The following is a 19,108-nucleotide window of genomic DNA, read 5'->3' as shown; positions in this document are numbered from 1 at the left end:
AGCGTAAAGCTTGTCTCGCAACGCAATTTCAATCTCCCGATTATTGATCAACATAAAGAGCGGCCCGCACTCCAAGAGGAGGCGGGCCGCTTTGGCTGCCGATATATGGCTGATGGCGGCCTTTTTGATGCTTGTCGGCTTAATATTTAATATGGATCAATCTCCGTACTCGTCATGCAGGCGCCACCATATGTATGGCCGGGTTTGCGGCCATCCCTCGGGTGATTCCTCCCAGTCCTCCTGGCGTCCGAAAGGTGTCAGGTCAAGGAGATTGAAGTCGGCCCTGATTCTGTCGACACCGCGCGACGTTGTAAAATAAGTGCGGAATACGCTGTCGCCATCACGGAGGAAGACGCTCAGACCGAAGCCGCTGCCCGCACCGCAGTCGATGTTGAAGCTGTTGCCGTTGGAAGAAAACCAGGGCACCTTCCAGCCCATGCGCTCCTTGTAGGGGGCAATTTGTGATAAAGGCGCGGGGGAAACCAGAATGAACGTTGTATCGCGGGCATGCAGATGTTCAAGATGGCCAATGTTGTCTGTGAAGGACGAACAGCCCGGGCAGCGGTGTTCGGAGCCAGGCGCCATCATGAAGTGGTAGACGATGAGCTGGCGTCGCCCGTCGAACAGATCAAGCAGACTCGCGGATCCGTTCGCGCCCTCGAACTCATACGATTTGTCGATCCGGACCATCGGGAGCCTCCGGCGTTCTGCGGCCAGCGCGTCCAACGCGCGAGTGAGCTCCTTCTCTTTGACGAGCAGCTGTTCGCGAGCCGTCTGCCACTCGCCTTCGCTTACAATTTGCGGAAGTGCCTGTTTGTTCGTTTCCATTCCCATCCTCCTTGAAATTGCTATAAAATTGGTTAAGTATCCCTTTATATATTAGCAAATATTGCTGATTATCATTTCTTATTAATTGCGAACTTTAACGTCTATAAAAATTTTATTTATATGGTTGCTCATTTGCAAAAATCGGTTATAATAGTGATAATGATTATCATTATTTGTCACTGAGGAGTTGCGTCGATGAGCTTGCTGCTTCCTGTCACTACCATGATTCTTATTGGACTTGGAGCTTTTTGTATTTTTATTTCTATCGAAAACGATCGAACAATCCGAAGAAAAACTGCTGCTGCGGATACCCCTTTCCTCCCTCACACCAAATCTCGTGTCTCCTATACGGGAAGAACGGATCAATAAAAAGGCCCTGCCGTTTGATTGCGCAGGGCCCGTTTTCATGAGGTGATCGGTTTATCGTAATAACCGCAGTCCGTTAAGAATAACAAGTATCGTACTTCCTTCATGGCCTACTACACCTAATGGAAGAGCAATTCCTTGAATAAAATTAGCCAGGATTAACAGCAGGATGACGGAGAGAGCGAATACCATATTTTGTTTGACGATCGATAAGGTTCTTTTACCAAGTACGATCGCTTCCGAGATTTTCTCAATATCGTCGCTCAACAACACCATATTTGCTGTTTCCAGCGCCGCGTCGCTTCCGGCGGTCCCCATGGCAATCCCTACCGTAGCGGTGGCCAAGGCGGGAGCGTCGTTAATCCCGTCGCCAACCATCGCAATGGATCCGTACGTTTGCTTCAGCTCCTTGACCCGACTCACTTTATCTTCGGGCAGCAGTTCCGCGTAAATTAGCTCTATGCCCGCTTCCCGGGCAATCGCATTGGCGGTTTGCCGCTGATCTCCAGTCAGCATTGCAACTTTGATACCTTGCTTTTTAAGCGCGACAATCGTTTGTTTCACGTTTGGACGAAGACTGTCCCGAAGTGCGATGACACCAACAGCACCATGCGTATTGTGCATGACGGTCACGGTTTTCCCTTCACGTTCCAGCCGGTCGATGATTTCCAATACAGGCTCGGTTGCAAAGCTTTTTTCCATAAATGCGGGTTTTCCGATTTTCCAGGCATCGCCATTCCACTGTGCTTGAACCCCCCATCCCGTACGGGTCGTAAACGCTGATGGACGCTGAATTTTCAAACCTTTTTCCTGAGCTTGAAGTACGATGGCCTTCGCTAACGGATGCTCGGACAAGCTCTCCAAGGAAGCGGCTATTTGCAGCATTTCACTCTCGTCATATCCCTGAAAAGCAATGAGATCCGTTACAACGGGTTGACCTGTCGTTAACGTTCCGGTCTTATCGAAAGCAACGACTTTTGTACGAGCCAAATTTTCCAAATGCGCCCCGCCTTTAAACAATACCCCTTTTCTGGCGCTGTTCGAAATAGCCGATAACATGGCCGGCATGATGGAAGCAACCAAAGCGCACGGAGAGGCAACAACAAGAAATACCATCGCTTTATAAAAAGACTGCTGCCATGACCAGTTTAGAAGCAGCGGCGGAGTTACAATAAAGAGAAACGAGATGAATATGATGAGTCTTGCATAAATACGTTCGAACCGTTCGATAAATCGCTGTGTTGCGGGCTTTTCGCTCTGGGCGTCCTGAACAAGACGAATAATTTTGGCAAACAAGGTCGATTCGCTCGGCTGACTAACCTCAATGAATAATGCTCCTTGCCCGTTCAACGTTCCTGCGAATACTTCGTCTCCCTCTCCTTTGTCGGCTGGAATCGATTCCCCCGTAATGGCTGCCTGATCGACGGCAGAAGCCCCTTCAATCACAATACCGTCCGCGGGTATCCGTTCTCCCGGCTTGACTACAATCGTATCCCCGATCGTCAGTTGTTCAATACCGACTGCCATTTCTTCGCCATTACGGTAAAGGACAGCCGTCTCAGGCTTCATCTCCATCAGTGAGGAAATATCGCGGCGGCTCCGGTCCATCGTGTAACTTTCCAGCACACCGCTGAGGGAGAAAATAAAAATAAGAACGGCTCCTTCCGCCCAGTAACCGATGCTGGCGGCTCCGACCGCCGCAACGATCATCAGCAGGTTGACATCCAGATCCCGCTCGGCAATCAAAGTTTGCAGACCTTCTTTCGCTTTTACAAATCCGCCGACAACAAAGGCAAACAAATACAATATCACTTCCCATGTATGGGAGGCGTTTCCGATTCCCCATGCAGCGACAATAAACAGACCGCTGGTTAATGCCGCCACGCCCTCGCCGTACCGGCTTAGCCAACCGGTTAACTCGTTCGCTTTCTTGGCTTCAGGTTGAATAATCTCTTGTTTTTTTGTGTTATCCGCAGATTGGAAAGTTGAAATCATTGCTATCGCTCCTTCTCATTGAGAATGAAATCCATTATTAGTCCCCTTAAAATGGTACATGCTGCTCCTGTTTAGAGGAGCAGCATGTGTAACGAGAATGATTCTCGTTTTTCCTTTATTCAAATAAGTTTCCATTAGGAAACATGTTTATAATTATTATAATCTGTAACAAATCAAAAGTAAATGGCTTAAACCAGGTTTTGTCAAATTTGCTTGAGTGCCTCAGCATTTGATTGGCCGCCGCAGCCCCACTCCATTTTTAAAAGAAAGCAGAAGCAGCGTTGATCAATGTATTATCCATGAAAGAAAGAGTATCCCCATAAAATGCCGTCTTCCTTAAACCCTAATTTGCGGATAGCCGTCTTTCTCTTCGTCCTGCTTCATCCAGCCGGGGACAAGTGTAGCAGTAGCCATGAGCGGTACCGGTCATATAAGCAAGACAACAAGCCGTTTTTTTCCGTGTTAGTTCATCCGGATTATGCAGTTGCCCGATCCAATTGAACTTCACATCGAAAGGATTGCGCCGCAATTCAAGCTTCTCCAGTCTCAGTTCATTCAGCAGCAGCGCAAAATCCCATTTAATCCAATGTTCCCTGTCCTTGAAGCTTGCATGGTTGCTCATGTAATCCGATTCATTATACATCCTGGTCACAAATTGCGCCCAGAGCTGACTTTCCCTCGTACCTGCCGCCAATGCCATGCCGCGCAATATCGGAAACACCGTCCGCTCATAAAAGCGGTTCAAAGCTTCCGCGCGTGAAACCCTTGCCCTTTCAATAGATATGCAAATGTGCTCTATATCCTCTACAAGGAACGATACGTTTCGACGTCCATCGACCATCATGATGTGAAGCCGGATTCGTTCCGGGGAAAGCAGCAGTACGGTATCGTACAGCGATAAGGAAGCCTGAACGGCCGAGCAGACCATACCGAGCCAACTGGAAAGATGAAAAGCGGCAATATCCGGCTGGCCCGCGCGGATAATACGCATGACCGACCGGATGAGCTGCATGGCCTTTTCCTTGTCCTGCAGGTCGGATAAACTTGCCGAGAGAACGGAGCCGGGAAGATCTTTTGTTAATATATGATACTTGCTCTCCAGAAAATTAAAATCAACCTTGGTATGCATATTCATCGCTCCTCTCCTGCTCGCATTCGGATACGTCCATATATTCGGGAAAAACCGGCGTATCCGCAAGCAGCGACCGCGTATACGGATGCTTGGGGGCATGAATCAGTTCATGTACGCCTGCTTCCTCAACGATTGCACCGTGTTGAATGACCAGCACCCGCTGGCACAGCGACGCGACTACGGCGATATCGTGGGATATAAACAAATAACTCATCTGCCGGTTATGATGAAGCTCCTGAAGCAGCATGATCATCTGTGCCTGAATCGAAACGTCCAGAGCGGAAAGACACTCGTCCAGAACAAGCAGCTTGGGCTCGGGCGCAAGCGATCGGGCCAGGCAGACCCGCTGGCATTGGCCGGTGCTCAGCTCATGCGGATAACGGCGCAAGTAATCCATATCCAAACCGACCGATTCAAGCAAGCTCTCCAACATGCGGTCATATTCGTTCATGCTTTTGGCCGGTTGAAACTGCCGACACGATTCCAGCAGACTCCTTCTAACCGTCCAGGTGGGATTAAGACTGTTCCGCGGATCCTGAAACACCATTTGAATATGTTGATAACATGTTTTTCTGACCGCCCTGTCCGTCAAGGCTTTCCCGTTCCAGAGCAGGCGGCCCGCATCCGCTTGCTCCAAGCCGACTATGCAGCGGGCCAAAGTGCTTTTCCCGGAGCCCGACATTCCGATCAGTCCTACAATTTCACCGGGATGAATGGAGAACGATACGGCGTCCAGCACTCGTTTCCGTTGGTAATGTTTTTGGATTCCTTCAAGCTCCAGCATTATGTTTCTCCTCCTCGTCATTCGCATCACTTCACTTTGCGGAGCTGAGACAGAATCCGTAACGAAGGGATCGATTCCAGCAGCTGCTTGGTATAAGCTTCACGCGGATTCGTAAATACCGATCGAACATCCCCCTGTTCTATCATACGGCCATTTCTCATCACGCAAATCCGATCTGCAATATGGGTCACCAATCTCAAATCATGCGTAATAAAGATCAGCGCTAATTTTCGTTCGTTACGGAGCGCGATAAGCAATTCCAAAATCCGGGCTTGCGTACTAACGTCAAGCGCGGTCGTAGGTTCATCCGCGACAATGATCTGCGGCTCATTGATGACTGCCATTGCAATGACGACCCGCTGCCGCATACCGCCGCTCAATTGATGGGGAAATCGGCCATACGTTTCTTCCGGCAAGCCCGTCTGCTCCAACAGCTCCCGTACCTTACGTTTGGCCTCTGCTTGGCTTAGGCCGCCATCCTTATCCCTGTGCGCGATCAAACATTCCCGAAGCTGCTCCCCTATCGTAAGTACGGGATTGAGCGAGTCCATAGGGTCCTGCGTAATATAAGCCACATGACTGCCGCGCACTTTGCGCCAGTCGTTCCACTCCCAGCGGCTCGTATTCTCGCCCATTAAACGGATCGTTCCAGCCGTTTGCTCGAGCGGCGATCGCAGCAGTCCCATGATCGCATGCGCCAGCGTGCTTTTGCCGGAGCCGCTTTCGCCGACCAAACCGAGACATTCTCCCGGCTTCAGCTCCAGATAAATATTTTCAAGAATCGGCTTGGGCTGGCCGTGCATCCCTTCCGAAGCGGCTACATGCAAGCCATCTATCGAAAGAACAGATGCCGTATTTCCAGCCGTGACTGGCAGCTCGGGATGCGAACATACGTTCGCATGTTGGCCGGTCTTGGAGCTATGAGCTTTCACGACCACTGGCTCCATGCGCTTCCGCTTTTTACTGCCGCCAAACAAACGCGGCATTTGTATCGCCCTCGGCTCCAGGGCGTCCTTCAGCGTATCCCCCAGGTAGTTGGTTCCCAGCACCATCAGGAAAATCGTCAAGCCGGGCGCAAGGAATAGCCATGGCGCTTCTTCAATATAAGCGCGCCCTTCGTTAAGCATGGCTCCCCATTCCGGCTGCGGCGGACGAATGCCCAAGCCAAGGAAAGACATGGAGGCTATGCTCAAAATAATGCTGCCGATATCCAGTGTAACCAGCACAAGAATAGGACCGGCAATCGATCCGAGTATGTGCGTGGTTATGATTTTCCAGGCAGGAATGCCCGAGGTTCGGGCAGCCTGGACATAGCCCTCGTTGCGCACCGACAGTACGAAGCTTCGAAAAATTCGTGCAAAGGACGGCCACGATACCGCCGCTACGGCAATCATCAGACTGGTCAGTCCGGGCCCCATCAAGGAGGCAAGAGCAATCGCCAGCACCAGCTGCGGGAACGAGAAGAGCACATCCATCAACCGGGTAAGCGCCATATCGAGCCAACCGCCGAAATAACCTGCTGCAAGCCCGATCGCCAGACTTAACGAGATGATGAGGCTGACTGCTATCAACGAAGCACCCAGTGAAGCAATCCCCCCATGCATCAATCTCGACAGCACATCTCTGCCATAATTGTCCGTTCCAAGCCAATGCTCGCTTGAAGGCGGCAAGAGCGCCTGCTTATAATCGACCTGGACCGGATCGTAGCTTGAAAACCATGTCCCTCCGACGGACATCGCAATAATGACTGCAACTAGGGCCAATAAAATGATTGCCAAAGGGTCCGTTTTCAGCGCAAGCAAAAGACGCTGGCCGAATCTTTTATCCATGCTGTCCCTCCTGCTCCAGCCGGACACGCGGGTCCATCCACCGGTAAGTGATGTCCACAATCAAATTCAATAAAATGTAAACGACTGCCATCAGCAAGGCAAAGGCTTGGATGACCGGATAATCTCTTCCCGTAATGGCGTCGACTACATAGCGTCCTACTCCCGGCCATGAAAACACTGTCTCAATAATGACCGTTCCTCCGATCAGTCCCCCTATGAGAAGCCCTACCGATGTCAGCACCGGCAGCAGCGCGTTGGGCAGCGCATGCTTGAACAGAATCGTCCTGCGATGCAGCCCTTTAGCCTCCGCAAGCATCATATATTTTTGCGAAAATACTTGCAGCAGACTGGTGCGAAGAAGTCGGGCCGTCACCGATGACAGACCGATTCCGAGAGTCAAGGCCGGCAATATCAGATGCTCTGCTCCGCCCCGTCCCATCGTCGGCAGCAAACCGAGCTTTACGGACATGATGTACATCAGCACCAAGCCTAAGAAAAAGCCGGGAACCGATACGCCGATCAGTGCGATGATCCGGGTCGCATGGTCCGCGATCCTTCGATGATACACGGCTCCGGCGATACCCGACGGTATCGCAATGAAGAGCATAATAACCAGCGCAGCGCCGGCAAGCTCCAATGTAGCCGGCAAGCACTGCAGCAGCTCCTCGAGAATCGGCGTCTTGCTGCGGAAAGAGATGCCCAGATCTCCTCGCATGATTTTCCACAGCCATGTTCCATATTGAACGGGAAATGGCTGATCGAGCCCAAGCTGCTTATGTAGAGCTTCCGCATCCTTTTCCAAATCAGCCAGATTCGTGCTTGGATCGAACATCGTTAACAGAATGGCCCTTGCAGGGTCGCCGGGTATAAATCGGATCAAGGAAAAAATAAGCAGCGTTATGCCCAATAAAGCGGGAACCGTAAGAAGCATTCGAATCGTTAAATAGCGAATCAGCTTCATTTGGAAATATACATCCCGGGAACAATTTTGGTTTGCATATTTTTATCGATGCCCTGCACTTTTTTGTTATAAGCGGCGCCCCAACGGGTGTTATTGAATAAATAAATAATCGGAACGTCCTCCTGAACGATGGTTTGAAGCTGTTTGGCCAGCTCCATCTGCTTGCCGGCGTCAAACTCGGAGCTCAACCGGTTGATCAGCTTATCCACCTCCGGATTGCTGTAACCGCCATAGTTGGAGGCGACACCTGTATAATAGTAGGAATATAATTGACCCCCGATATCGCCGGTTGCGGTGCCGCAGGAACAATAGGTTGCCGTTTCAAAATTGCCGTCGAGCATCATTTGGTTGGAAGCCGTCGTTTCTACCGGATTCAGCTCAATTTCAACACCGACACCCTTCAGCTGCGACTGCAGGGCAACTGCCAAAGGCTGAAATACGGTGTAGGTCAATATTTTGAATTTAAGCTTTTGGCCGTTTTTGGTTCGAATCCCGTCGGGACCTTTATTCCATCCCGCTTCGTCCAGCAGCTTCTCGGCTTTAACCCGATCCGTTTCAGTGCTTGTCGCAATCGCATAAGGAAGCCCGGCCGGGAAATGCCCTGTCGCTTTGGAGGCAAAACCGCGGCTTACGCCGTCAATAAGCTCTTTGCGGTCTACTGCCAGGTTCAACGCCATGCGAATACGTTTATCCTGCAGCTCGGGCACCTTTTTCATATTCAGCCATAAATTGGTCGTCTGTCCGATCGGGAAGTAAGTTGCGAACTTGGGGTCTTTTTCATATGATACACGCTGTTCGACTTCTACGTTCATATCCGCATCGGCATCGCCGTTCTTGAGCGCCAACAGACGCGCTTGCGCATCCGCGCCCAGTCTTGCTTCCAGCCGCTGTAGTTTGGGCTTTTCTCCCCAATAGCCCGGGAACGCTTCTGCAATCAACAACTCGCCCGCGGTGAACTGCACGGGCTTCATAAAGCCTGTCAAATCCGCTTGCGAGTTGAATTTATCTCCCAAGCGGGTAGCTTCTTCGACGTTATGTATGGCAAATCCGTTAAGCTTGAAAATAAAGTTAGGATCAGGCTTAGCCGTTTTCATCTGCAAATGCAGCTTGTCTTTGACGATAAATTCCACGCCGCCAATTTGAGACGGAGCTCGTTTATTCAGCTTTTGGTGACGTTCCAGTGCCGCTTTCACGGCGGCGGCATCCATGGACGCCCCGCTCCAAAACTTGACGTCAGGCTGCAGCTCCACTTCCCACAACGCAGGTTCGATATTTTTCCAAGACTTGGCGAGCCATGGTCTTATCGAACCGTCATCGTTAAGCATGACTAGCGGCTCTGCAATGCCGTCCGATGTAATCCGCTGAGCGTCGATATGGACAGGGTCCAAAGAACGCGGCATATTCAAGGTAACATATTTCAATACCTGCTCTTTGGCTGCTTCCGCGGATTTTGCGGCATTGGATATTGCCGGCTGAGTGCCCTCGTTTGGCTTGGACGCGCAGGCAGACAGCGTGACCATAAGGAAGGCTGCAATAATTGCCCCCCAACCTTGAAACTTGCGACTTCCGGATTTCATGTAAGAACAACCTCCAACTGATTTTACATAATTCGTAATTATTACTATTATGATTCTAACCGTATAGTAACTTAACGTCAATATATGTTTGAACTCACCCCCCTCAGCCGGAAAATTACGCGCAAAAAAGGCATCCCCACCTTAGATAACAAAAGGTAAAGATGCCCCTGTTTATTGAACAAACAACGGTTCTCTCAACACTTCCCTATCTTCCGTAGGTTAAAGCAGTGTTGTCAGAACAGGCAGGTCTCCTGGCTCCGGATTTCGCATCATCAGCGGCCTTCCCAATCTTTGGCAAGATCAGTGGCATTGTCGCTTTGACTATTCCGTTACAGTGGCGGGACCGCGTCGGCTTTGCACCGAACTTCCCTTTTAAGCTTCAGCAGGCTGAAGCACCTTGTTCCCACATTTATTCAATTAGTCTGAGCCTATCTTCTTTGCGTCTCGCTTATTGTAGCACAGGTGATTGAAGAAGTCACCCCAACACGTACCGCCGGAACAATTCAACGCCGATATGGAGGATCCGTACCCTCTCCCCCATTTGCTCCCATCGTACCGCGACTGACCTCATAGATCATGCGGTTTTCTCCGGCTTCTTCACCTTTGCGCCAACGCTCAATGAAATAAAAGGGCGTTTCCACTACTTTCGTTTCCCTTTCAACGTCGTATCCTTCGATCTGCAGCTTGATCACGCCCGTTTGCTTGGGGAACCAATCAAGCGTGGAGCCGCTGCCGGAGTGGCGAATGCTACTGCATCCGTTGCGGTGAACGGCGGTTGGGGCGGTGAAGACACATATAGCGCACCTGCGATTATCCCGAACAGGAGAACAGGTGAGGTCAGCCCAAACACGCGCATTCTCCGCTTGATGAGCGGCTAATGCTTTTCTGGCGAGCATGTTTTGTCTCCCTTCGGCAGCGGATGCATGACATAAAATCGTTTGGCTATACTTTTACTTTGCATGCATTATGAATAGTTATTTATTAAGATCGCCATTGGAATCAAGCTCAACTTTGACTGATTTATATTGAGTGAAGTCTCCTTTTCCCGTTAAAATCGTATACATTGGGTCTGTTTTCTGAGCGAAAGTCGTATTCAAATTCCCCAGTGCATTTCCATTCTCATCGAAAATCCGATTTTGATTTTTACGGCATGATCAGGGATATGATTCGAGTTGCGAGCAGTATTCAGCAGTGCTCTTACGATGGTATATTCACCGGATTTGACCATATTAAGCACCCCGAATTCCACACTGTTCGTCGAATCGGGAGTTAATGGTCCTTCCGCATCAAAAAAAGGCCGCGGAGACCGATTCGTTTTTTCCAGCGTTATCAAGGCCAAGCCTTTATCCCGTTTAATCGACAGTCTCTAATGTTCCCGGCTTGTCCATGGACAGCTTGTCGCGAAGCACCATTTGCAAAACTCCGCCATGGCGGTAATAATGAACCTCCATTTCGCTGTCAAACCTGACGATCGCTTCAAATTGCTTTTGCCGTCCGCGTTCATCTGTAGCAGTAACTTTTACGGTTTGCCGCGGCCGGATATGCTCATGAATGTCAATAGAATACGATTCTTTGCCGGTTAATCCTAATGTATCCGCTTGTTCTCCTTCTTTGAATTGGAGCGGGAGAACTCCCATCAATGCAAGATTGCTGCGGTGAATGCGTTCGAAGCTTTGAGCGATCACCGCTTTAACCCCGAGCAGGCAGGTTGCTTTGGCCGCCCAGTCGCGTGAACTCCCCATGCCATAGTCGATGCCCGCCATAATGATAAGACCAACCCTCTCCTGCCGGTACTTCATTGCCGCATCATAAATAGACATCACCTCGCCGTTTGGAAAATAGGTTGTGACCCCGCCTTCTGTTCCCGGGGCCACCTGGTTACGCAATCTGATGTTGGCAAAAGCTCCGCGCATCATAACGTGATGATTGCCTCGGCGCGCTCCGTAGGAGCTAAGTTTGCCCTCTTCTACGCCACGATCTGTCAAATATTTTCCGGCAACGCTGTTTTTCGGAATCGTCCCACCCGCAGGCGAAATATGATCCGTCGTGATGGAGTCCCCGAGCTTTGCCAACACCCGCAAATGATGCAGCGGACGGATGCTGCGGGGATTTCTGGGCAAATTTTCGAAAAATGGCGGGTTTTGCAGATAGGTTGATTGCTCTTCCCATTCATAGAGCAAGCCTTCGATAGCTTTCAGCCTGTTCCAGTCTTCGCTGCCGGCAAAAATTCGTTCGTTTCGATAGTTAAACAGATCCTTGGAAATCGTTTCGGATATCGTTTTTTGAATTTCGGCTTCTGTCGGCCACAGATCCGCCAAATATACGTTATTGCCGTCTCGATCTTTGCCCATCGGTTCAACCTTAAGGTTAATATCTACGGTTCCGGCAATGGCGTACGCAACAACGAGCGGCGGAGAAGCGAGAAAGTTTGCTTTAATGAGCGGATGTATACGCCCTTCAAAGTTTCTGTTCCCGGACAGGACGCCGGATACGATCAAATCGTTTCTGACAATCGCGTCGGCGATTTCCTCCGGGAGAGGTCCGGAATTGCCGACGCAAGTAGTGCAGCCGTAGCCAACGAGATAGAAGCCAAGCTGCTCGAGAAATGGCAGCAGCCCTGCTTTTCGCAAGTAATCGGTCACTACTTTGGAGCCTGGCGAAAGGCTTGTTTTCACATATGGAGGAACATGCAATCCTTTTTCAACCGCCTTCTTGGCGAGAAGCCCCGCACCGATCATGACGTTCGCGTTCGAAGTATTTGTGCAGCTTGTAATAGCTGCAAGCACGATAGAGCCCGTTTTTAATATCGATGCTTTACCACCGCCGGGATGGCGGACCTGCACTTCCTTGGAAGCTTCATCTTCTTGTAGGCCATATCCGTGATTGCCAGCCTCATGGGTCAGCGCTCTTCTGAACGATTCCTTTACATCCGCAAGACGGATCAGATCCTGCGGCCGTTTCGGACCGGCCACGCTTGTTTCAATAACAGAAAGATCAAGGTCTATTACCTCAGTATAAACGGCTTCCTCGGATTCAGGCGTGTAGAACAAGCCGTTGGATTTGCAATAAGCCTCGACAAGCTGGACTTGCCCTTCCTCCCGCCCGGTTAAGCGCAAGTAGTTCAATGTTTCCTGATCAATCGGAAAAATCGTCATCGTCGCTCCGTTTTCAGGAGACATGTTAGAAACGGTCGCTCTATCAGCAAGAGATAAACGGGCAACGCCCTCCCCGAAAAATTCAACCCATTTGCCGACTACTTTTTTGTTTCGCAGCAGATTTGTTATGTGCAAGGCCAAATCGGTCCCCGTCACACCGGCAGAGAGCTTCCCGTGTAACCGGATGCCGATAACTTCGGGAACCGGAATATAGGAAGGCTGACCGAGCATGCCCGCTTCGGCTTCGATTCCACCGACGCCCCAGCCTACGACACCGAGACCGTTGATCATGGGCGTGTGCGAGTCGGTTCCAAAACAGGTATCAGGAAAAGCGAGATAATTCCCGCCGCTTTCTTTTATACTCTGAACGACGGGAGCCAGAACTTCCAGATTCGCCTGGTGGATAATGGCGGTCGATGGCGGCACGGCACGGAAATTATGAATGGAATGGGTCGCCCACTTAAAAAATTTATACCTTTCGTAATTCAATTCGAAGCCTCTGTCGACGTTATATTCAAGCGCATCCGGCGTGCCGAACCGATCGACCTGCTCCGCGTGGTCGATCACAAGATCAACAGGTATTTCCGGATTAATCCGCTCCGGCTTCCCTCCCATTTCCTTCATCGCTTTTCTTAGCGAGGCCAAATCTACGACAACGGGCACCCCGGTAAAATCCTGCAGCACAATCCTCGCAGGCTTGAAAGGAACCTCCATGTTTGCTGGCATCTCCGCTGTTCCCCATTTGGCAAGGTTTTCAATCTGTTCTTTTGTAACAGCTTTGCCGTCATACTGACGCAGAACGGATTCCAGTAATATTTTGATCGAATAAGGGAGCTTTGAAATACGGCCAATTCCCGCTTCTTCCAAAGCACCCAAACGATAATAGCTGTACGTTATCCCATTCAGTGTAAAAGTTGAACGAACTGCGAAAATATCATTCCCATTAATTGTCATTTTTTGTATACCTCCAATTCTTATCGCACAGCAGTTACTCAGGAATGTACAGCTCCCCCTTCATAATTCTTCTTGCCGTTCGATCAAGCCCTACCGAGGCAACGTCGTTCCCATCCTCCGTCAGAGAGACGCGAACCTCCGCTACACCCTCCGGATGACCGATTCGGACGATTTGATTGTGCACGCCGTCTTTCTTCGCTGCTACCCGATTTGGCAGCGTACCCGACAGCAGCGCCGCTGCCGCGATGTTATAAAGGCCGCTTCCGGCAAACGTTCGATGGAAGCTTCCCATGGACAGCATCTTTGCCACGATGTCGACAGCATCTTTCTTAATCCGCTTGCCTGCGGAAGTCATGTAGTCCTGCGGCTTTGCTACAATGGCGATTTTAGGAACCGAGCCTGCGACTTCGTCATTCGCTGCCGCCATCCCTGAATGTACGGCCATCCGTCTCCGAATCGCATCAATTTCTGCCAGCAGGTCCTCCTTCATCGACAGCTCGCGGTTCGGCTCGGTTCCTTCGATTCCCAAATCGGAGGCGGCTACATACACGAACGGATTAACAACGTCGATCAAGGAGACTTCATAAGCTTTCCTGTCCGTTTCCATGGAAAATCGGACATCGATGGGCATCGTTTTGCCCGTTTTTCCGCCTCCGGGCTTTAAAATATCGACAGTGAATTTTGCACCGGTGCCCGATAGCCCTGGCATTGCATAATTGCCCTGCACTTTGGCTTGACCGTTCGCAACAGGCACTTTCAACCGGAGCATTTTCTTGATATTGGTATTGTGAACCGTAACGTTGGCATAATCGTCGGAAGGCCCCACCGTAACCATTCCTTCGTCAACGGCATAAGCGCCGACTGCGGCCATCAAGTTGCCGCATGTACCTGTATCGTCCACAACGGCTTCTCCGATTCCAATTTGATAAAAGGTGTAATCCACATCGGCTCCGTCCATGGCCGACGGCGAAATGACACATACTTTACTTGTGTGGGAGGTTCCGCTGCCCAGGCCATTAATTTGATTGCTATTATAAGCATCGATACCGTGAAGAAATATTTTATGCTGCAATCGGGAATCTTCCGGCAAGCTGCTTTTCGTAAAAAAGATGCCTCGGCTTGTGCCGCCTCTGTAAACAGCGCATGGAATTGTAAATTGGGACATGGTGAATACCTCCGGATCACATTTATTTTTTTGAGAGCTCGATTTGGCTTCATTCTAGAGCAATCCGCGGCCAATGAATAATACTTTTCCTGTATCGCTATCCATCATGAATTTCTATTTCAACTTGAAGAGAAATGCATTTATAGTGAATTAAAAAAGGAGGAGATCGCTTTGAGTAATGAGTTTATCGATCCGTTTCAAGAGCTGCCGACAACCTGCATCTCGGATGCTATGCAAGGATTGAATAATATGGACCCCCGCATTAAGCCGTTAAAGGAAACATATCGTGTGGCAGGCAGAGCCTTAACCGTAAAAATGCCGGTCGGCGATAACCTCACCGTATTCCGAGCAATCAGGGAGGCAAATCCCGGCGATGTGCTGGTGATTGATGCCAAAGGAGACGAGTATAGGGCTGTTGCAGGGGACTTTGTTGTCGGAATGGCCCAAACGTTAGGCTTAAAAGGGATGATCGTCGACGGAGTGATCAGGGATATCGAGGGGATTAAGCAGCTGGGATTCCCTGTTTTCTCCAGGGGAACCGCTGCCGCCGCAAGCAGCAAAGCCGGTGTCGGTGAAATTAACGTACCTGTCTCTTGCGGCGGGACAGCGGTTCACCCCGGGGATATTGTGGTCGGCGACGCCGATGGCGTTGTTGTCGTGCCCCGGGCATTAGAGAAAACGGTGCTCAAGCATGCGCTGGAAAAACTGAACAAAGATAAAGAACGCTCCGAAAAATATTTGAGAAATTCGGAAAAACTGCTTCAATATCTGGACGAGACGCTCCAGTCCGGAAAAGCATAGCGCGTCTATAAAGGCTATGGCAGAACATGGAAGTTGTAATCCCGGCAGCATAATCCTTCTGTTTTCGGCAAGAGACGAAGCCCTGTCTATAACGGTCTGCTTAAATCCAGCTGCTGTACGAATTGGACGAAGGCTTGAACCAGATTTAACTGCAGCGATTCCTCATGATAATACATCCATGTTCTTCGTATCAGCGGTTGACCTTTTTTATCGGCAATCGTCACTTTATGCATATCCGTGAAGCCTTCAAGAACGAGGGTGGGCACAATAGCATATCCCAAGCCTCTGATCACCATTTCCCGGCAAGTTTCGACTTTATCCACTTCCATGCCGATAAATGGAGGATGAGCATAGTTTTCCGACCACCAATTGTTCATCAGCGATTTAAACAAATAGTCCGTTTGGTAATCGATTCTGGACAGGGCGGGAAGCTCCTCCATATTGATTTCATTTCTTGAAGCGATGCAAATCTGTTCTTCAAATAACAGATGCTTCCGATCCCCCCATGCGTAATCACCCCGGACAAAACCGATATGAACGCGCTGGTTGTACGCGAGATTAAGCACGTCTCTGCTCCAGCCCGTAACTACCTTGAATTCCACGTCAGGGTAGTTCTTTTTGAACAGCTCTAAAATTCCCGGGAGTTTGTTCCGCGTAAAGTAATTCGAAACCCCCAATCTTAAAGTTCCCGACACTTGATTTCGCATATTTAGTGCATGATCTTTAATGTGATTAACTTTTAAAAGCATTTCGTCTGCACAGCGGGCTAAATATTCGCCTTCAGGCGTAAATTCGATGCCTTTGCTTTTACGCTGCACGATTTGAACGCCAAATTGTTTTTCAATTTGCTGTATGCGGTTCGTCAATGCAGGTTGTGAAATAAATAGATGCTGCGCCGTTTTGGTAACATTGCGCTGTTCATAGAGCACCTTTAAAATCGTCCAGTCCCTGTCCTCCATTTACAGCGCAAACCGATCCATAAATTGATGAACGGGTGTTCCCTCCAGCTTCTGATGGTTCAGGCATAGCTCCATGATGGCTTGCGCTTGCTTGCGCGGAAAACGCGTCGCAACGTTGGCTGCAAATTTTTGTTCCAGCAGCGGAATTCCCTCCGTACGCCTTCGACGATGCCCGACAGGAAATGCTGCTTCCGTCTTCTTGGTACTGCTGCCGTCTTTGAAAAAAATTTGCACGGCGTTGCTTATCGAGCGCAGGTCCGGTTCATGGTATTCCTTGGAATATCGAGGGTCTTCTATCGCAATCATTTTTTCCCGAAGCATATCGATCCGGGGATCGCCGGCTATCGCATCTTCATAATGATCCGCAGTTAATTCGCCATAAATCAAGCCGACGGCGACCATATACTGCAGGCAGTGATCGCGGTCCGCCGGATTATGCAGCGGTCCTTGCTTATCGATGATACGAATAGCCGATTCGTGCGTCGTTAAAACGATGCGATCGATATCGTCCCATCTGCCCTGAACCTCGGGATACAGCTGAATTGCGCATTCCACCGCAGTTTGCGCGTGAAATTCCGCCGGGTAAGAAATTTTGAACAGCACGTTTTCCATCACATATGAGCCGTAAGACCGTTGCAGCTTAAGTTCGTTTCCGTTGAATAATACGTCATAAAAGCCCCATGTTTTGGCTGTAAGCGCAGATGGATAGCCCATCTCGCCCTTTATCGCCATCAAGGAGAGATGGACTGCACGGCTGGTGGCATCTCCGGCAGCCCACGATTTGCGGGAACCGGTATTAGGCGCATGACGGTATGTGCGAAGCGCTTGCCCGTCGATCCAAGCGTTGGAAACCGCATTGATCATCTCCTCTTTCGATCCGCCGAGCAGTTGAGTCACAACCGCCGTCGAGGCGACCTTCACCAGCAGCACATGGTCCAGTCCAACGCGGTTAAAGCTGTTTTCAAGAGCAAGTACGCCCTGAATTTCATGCGCCTTGATCATCGAAGTCAGCACATTCTTCATGGTCAGCGGCGCTCCGCCTTCGGCGGCGCTTTTTCTGCTGATATAGTCGGCAACGGCGAGAATGCCGCCAAGATTGTCGGACGGGTGCCCCCATTCGGCCGCAAGCCACGTATCGTTATAATCCAGCCAGCGAATCATGCAGCCGATATTAAATGCCGCTGCGACCGGATCCAATTGATATGGGGTTCCGGGCACTTTTGCACCGAGAGGTACTACGGTTCCCGGAACAATCGGCCCAAGATGCTTGGTGCATTCCGGGTACCGTAACGCCAGAAGACCGCAGCCGAGCGTATCCATCAAACATAAGCGCGCCGTTTGATAGGCTTCATCGCTATGTATGTCGAAGTCATAGACATAGTCGGCTATATCGAGCAAAACTTGATCCGGCTCCGGTCTGATGTTGCTAGTATGAAAGGTCATATAATTTCCTCCGTGGATAGTTGTCATTTAGCCCTTACATTGGTTCATTCTCAGCAGCTTGCTCAAACAAACGGTCAAGCTTTTGCTCATATTCGTGATAATTCAAATAATCGTACAACTCCATTCTTGTTTGCATATGCGCTACCACATTTTTTTGCGTCCCCTCGCTGCGCAGCCCCTTAAATACTTTCAAGGCGGCTGCGTTCATTGCGCGAAAGGCGGTTAGCGGATACAAAACTAGCCGGATTCCCGCCTCCCCCAGTTCTTTAACCGTAAACAGCGGGGTTTGTCCGAATTCGGTTATATTGGCGAGCACCGGCACTCCAACGGCTTTTACAAATGCTTCGTATTGCTCCAGGGTCAGCACGGCTTCGGGAAATATCATATCGGCGCCGGCCTCGACACAAGCACAAGCTCTTTCAATGGCTTCGTCCAGCCCTTCGACCGCAAGCGCGTCCGTACGCGCCATCACCACAAAATCCGGGTCTGCCTTCGCATCGACGGCCGCTTTGATTCGATCGACCATCTCGGAACGGCTGACAATCGTTTTGTTGGGACGATGACCGCAACGTTTAGCCGAAACCTGGTCTTCGATGTGGATCCCGGCCGCCCCGGCCTGTATCATCATTCGGACCGTTCGCCCAATATTGAATGCGCCTCCGAAGCCGGTATCCGCATCGACCAGCAGCGGCAATGACGTCGCATTCGTCATTCGCCTCACATCCTCCAGAACGTCATTTAAGGTCGTAATACCGAGATCCGGCAGTCCAAAAGAAGCATTGGCCACTCCGCCTCCGGATAAATAAATGGCGCGGTAGCCTACGCGCTCCGCCATCATGGCTGTGTAGGCGTTGATCGCTCCAACCACCTGCAGCGGTTGTTCCGTTTGCAAGGCTTCCCATAACCGGGAGCCGGGTGTCATCATGCGGCTCAAATTATCTCGCTCCTTTGTCAATTGGATTTTCCACAAATCGAAAGAGGCGTCAGCAAAACGCCTCTTCATTTAATTAAATCGTGCTGCAGCCGGAAGTCCGGTGAAAAATGGTTGGAACGATTACGTCCATCCTCTGCTTTTTCACCGGACTTCCAATGAATCAAGCGGTTCGGTAGTTTATCCGATTACGACTTTATCGGGTTAAGACCCCCACCTCTAAGGTGG

Annotated in this window: 15 protein-coding genes and 1 riboswitch; of the genes, 2 read left to right on the top strand and 13 right to left on the bottom strand. The window is 50.3% G+C overall.

What is annotated here, in order from left to right:
- Positions 1 to 156: 156 nt before the first annotated feature.
- Positions 157 to 828: a DUF899 domain-containing protein gene (locus tag E1757_RS21715; RefSeq protein ID WP_133232028.1), complete on the bottom strand. Its 672-nt coding sequence runs from the start codon at positions 826 to 828 to the stop codon at positions 157 to 159.
- Positions 829 to 1,023: 195 nt separating this feature from the next.
- Here E1757_RS21715 and E1757_RS35900 point away from each other — a divergent pair, with 195 nt between their 5' ends.
- Positions 1,024 to 1,197, top strand: a complete 174-nt coding sequence (locus E1757_RS35900) for a hypothetical protein (RefSeq protein WP_165972223.1) — start codon at positions 1,024 to 1,026, stop codon at positions 1,195 to 1,197.
- Positions 1,198 to 1,248: 51 nt separating this feature from the next.
- On the opposite strand, the gene E1757_RS21710 is transcribed toward E1757_RS35900, so the two are convergent.
- The 9 genes from E1757_RS21710 to E1757_RS21670 all read right to left on the bottom strand — a co-directional run bounded on the left by E1757_RS21710 (position 1,249) and on the right by E1757_RS21670 (position 14,746).
- Positions 1,249 to 3,189, bottom strand: coding sequence for a heavy metal translocating P-type ATPase (locus E1757_RS21710; protein WP_133232026.1), 1,941 nt, complete (start codon positions 3,187 to 3,189; stop codon positions 1,249 to 1,251).
- A gap of 343 nt (positions 3,190 to 3,532) precedes the next feature.
- Positions 3,533 to 4,318 carry a hypothetical protein gene (locus E1757_RS21705; protein WP_133232024.1) on the bottom strand — a complete coding sequence of 262 codons (786 nt, stop codon included), beginning with the start codon at positions 4,316 to 4,318 and terminating at the stop codon, positions 3,533 to 3,535.
- Positions 4,302 to 5,105, bottom strand: a complete 804-nt coding sequence (locus E1757_RS21700; protein WP_165972222.1) for an ABC transporter ATP-binding protein — start codon at positions 5,103 to 5,105, stop codon at positions 4,302 to 4,304. Before E1757_RS21700 ends, E1757_RS21705 begins: the two co-directional genes overlap by 17 nt.
- 26 nt (positions 5,106 to 5,131) lie before the next feature.
- A complete protein-coding gene (gene nikC, locus E1757_RS21695) occupies positions 5,132 to 6,934 on the bottom strand; it encodes a nickel transporter permease (protein ID WP_133232020.1) in 1,803 nt (600 codons plus the stop codon).
- Positions 6,927 to 7,895, bottom strand: a complete 969-nt coding sequence (gene nikB / locus E1757_RS21690; protein ID WP_220446518.1) for a nickel ABC transporter permease — start codon at positions 7,893 to 7,895, stop codon at positions 6,927 to 6,929. Before nikB ends, nikC begins: the two co-directional genes overlap by 8 nt.
- Complete coding sequence (locus E1757_RS21685; protein WP_133232018.1) at positions 7,892 to 9,472, bottom strand: ABC transporter substrate-binding protein; 1,581 nt, start codon at positions 9,470 to 9,472, stop codon at positions 7,892 to 7,894. Before E1757_RS21685 ends, nikB begins: the two co-directional genes overlap by 4 nt.
- 224 nt (positions 9,473 to 9,696) lie before the next feature.
- A riboswitch (cobalamin riboswitch) is annotated at positions 9,697 to 9,888 on the bottom strand.
- A gap of 87 nt (positions 9,889 to 9,975) precedes the next feature.
- Positions 9,976 to 10,368 (bottom strand): hypothetical protein, encoded by a 393-nt coding sequence (locus tag E1757_RS21680; protein WP_133232016.1) that lies wholly within the window; start codon positions 10,366 to 10,368, stop codon positions 9,976 to 9,978.
- A 456-nt stretch (positions 10,369 to 10,824) separates the two neighbouring features.
- Positions 10,825 to 13,581, bottom strand: a complete 2,757-nt coding sequence (gene acnA, locus E1757_RS21675) for an aconitate hydratase AcnA (protein WP_220446517.1) — start codon at positions 13,579 to 13,581, stop codon at positions 10,825 to 10,827.
- Between the two features lie 34 nt (positions 13,582 to 13,615).
- Positions 13,616 to 14,746 carry a PrpF domain-containing protein gene (locus E1757_RS21670; RefSeq protein ID WP_133232014.1) on the bottom strand — a complete coding sequence of 377 codons (1,131 nt, stop codon included), beginning with the start codon at positions 14,744 to 14,746 and terminating at the stop codon, positions 13,616 to 13,618.
- Between the two features lie 231 nt (positions 14,747 to 14,977).
- Here E1757_RS21670 and E1757_RS21665 point away from each other — a divergent pair, with 231 nt between their 5' ends.
- Positions 14,978 to 15,547, top strand: coding sequence for an RraA family protein (locus tag E1757_RS21665; protein WP_246079382.1), 570 nt, complete (start codon positions 14,978 to 14,980; stop codon positions 15,545 to 15,547).
- A gap of 86 nt (positions 15,548 to 15,633) precedes the next feature.
- On the opposite strand, the gene E1757_RS21660 is transcribed toward E1757_RS21665, so the two are convergent.
- From E1757_RS21660 to prpB, 3 genes are read right to left on the bottom strand one after another with little or no spacing between them, the layout of a single operon-like run.
- On the bottom strand, positions 15,634 to 16,506 hold the full coding sequence (locus E1757_RS21660) for a LysR family transcriptional regulator (RefSeq protein ID WP_133232010.1): 873 nt from the start codon (positions 16,504 to 16,506) through the stop codon (positions 15,634 to 15,636).
- On the bottom strand, positions 16,507 to 17,949 hold the full coding sequence (locus E1757_RS21655) for a bifunctional 2-methylcitrate dehydratase/aconitate hydratase (protein ID WP_133232008.1): 1,443 nt from the start codon (positions 17,947 to 17,949) through the stop codon (positions 16,507 to 16,509). It abuts the gene before it with no gap.
- A gap of 34 nt (positions 17,950 to 17,983) precedes the next feature.
- On the bottom strand, positions 17,984 to 18,874 hold the full coding sequence (gene prpB / locus E1757_RS21650; protein WP_220446522.1) for a methylisocitrate lyase: 891 nt from the start codon (positions 18,872 to 18,874) through the stop codon (positions 17,984 to 17,986).
- Positions 18,875 to 19,108: the final 234 nt, after the last annotated feature.

Origin of the sequence: Paenibacillus piri (assembly GCF_004354045.1) — a bacterium.
In the GTDB taxonomy this organism is placed as follows: domain Bacteria; phylum Bacillota; class Bacilli; order Paenibacillales; family NBRC-103111; genus Paenibacillus_S; species Paenibacillus_S piri.
The sequence above is the reverse complement of the archived record's forward strand: the minus strand, read 5'-3'. Positions and strand labels throughout refer to the sequence as shown.

Excerpts from the sequence above, each read along its gene's own strand:
- E1757_RS21715 (WP_133232028.1), bottom strand. The coding sequence starts at position 828 with ATGGAAACGAACAAACAGGCACTTCCGCAAATTGTAAGCGAAGGCGAG.
- E1757_RS35900 (WP_165972223.1), top strand. The coding sequence starts at position 1,024 with ATGAGCTTGCTGCTTCCTGTCACTACCATGATTCTTATTGGACTTGGA.
- E1757_RS21710 (WP_133232026.1), bottom strand. The coding sequence starts at position 3,189 with ATGATTTCAACTTTCCAATCTGCGGATAACACAAAAAAACAAGAGATT.
- E1757_RS21705 (WP_133232024.1), bottom strand. The coding sequence starts at position 4,318 with ATGCATACCAAGGTTGATTTTAATTTTCTGGAGAGCAAGTATCATATA.
- E1757_RS21700 (WP_165972222.1), bottom strand. The coding sequence starts at position 5,105 with ATGCTGGAGCTTGAAGGAATCCAAAAACATTACCAACGGAAACGAGTG.
- nikC (WP_133232020.1), bottom strand. The coding sequence starts at position 6,934 with ATGGATAAAAGATTCGGCCAGCGTCTTTTGCTTGCGCTGAAAACGGAC.
- nikB (WP_220446518.1), bottom strand. The coding sequence starts at position 7,895 with ATGAAGCTGATTCGCTATTTAACGATTCGAATGCTTCTTACGGTTCCC.
- E1757_RS21685 (WP_133232018.1), bottom strand. The coding sequence starts at position 9,472 with ATGAAATCCGGAAGTCGCAAGTTTCAAGGTTGGGGGGCAATTATTGCA.
- E1757_RS21680 (WP_133232016.1), bottom strand. The coding sequence starts at position 10,368 with ATGCTCGCCAGAAAAGCATTAGCCGCTCATCAAGCGGAGAATGCGCGT.
- acnA (WP_220446517.1), bottom strand. The coding sequence starts at position 13,581 with ATGACAATTAATGGGAATGATATTTTCGCAGTTCGTTCAACTTTTACA.
- E1757_RS21670 (WP_133232014.1), bottom strand. The coding sequence starts at position 14,746 with ATGTCCCAATTTACAATTCCATGCGCTGTTTACAGAGGCGGCACAAGC.
- E1757_RS21665 (WP_246079382.1), top strand. The coding sequence starts at position 14,978 with ATGCAAGGATTGAATAATATGGACCCCCGCATTAAGCCGTTAAAGGAA.
- E1757_RS21660 (WP_133232010.1), bottom strand. The coding sequence starts at position 16,506 with ATGGAGGACAGGGACTGGACGATTTTAAAGGTGCTCTATGAACAGCGC.
- E1757_RS21655 (WP_133232008.1), bottom strand. The coding sequence starts at position 17,949 with ATGACCTTTCATACTAGCAACATCAGACCGGAGCCGGATCAAGTTTTG.
- prpB (WP_220446522.1), bottom strand. The coding sequence starts at position 18,874 with ATGATGACACCCGGCTCCCGGTTATGGGAAGCCTTGCAAACGGAACAA.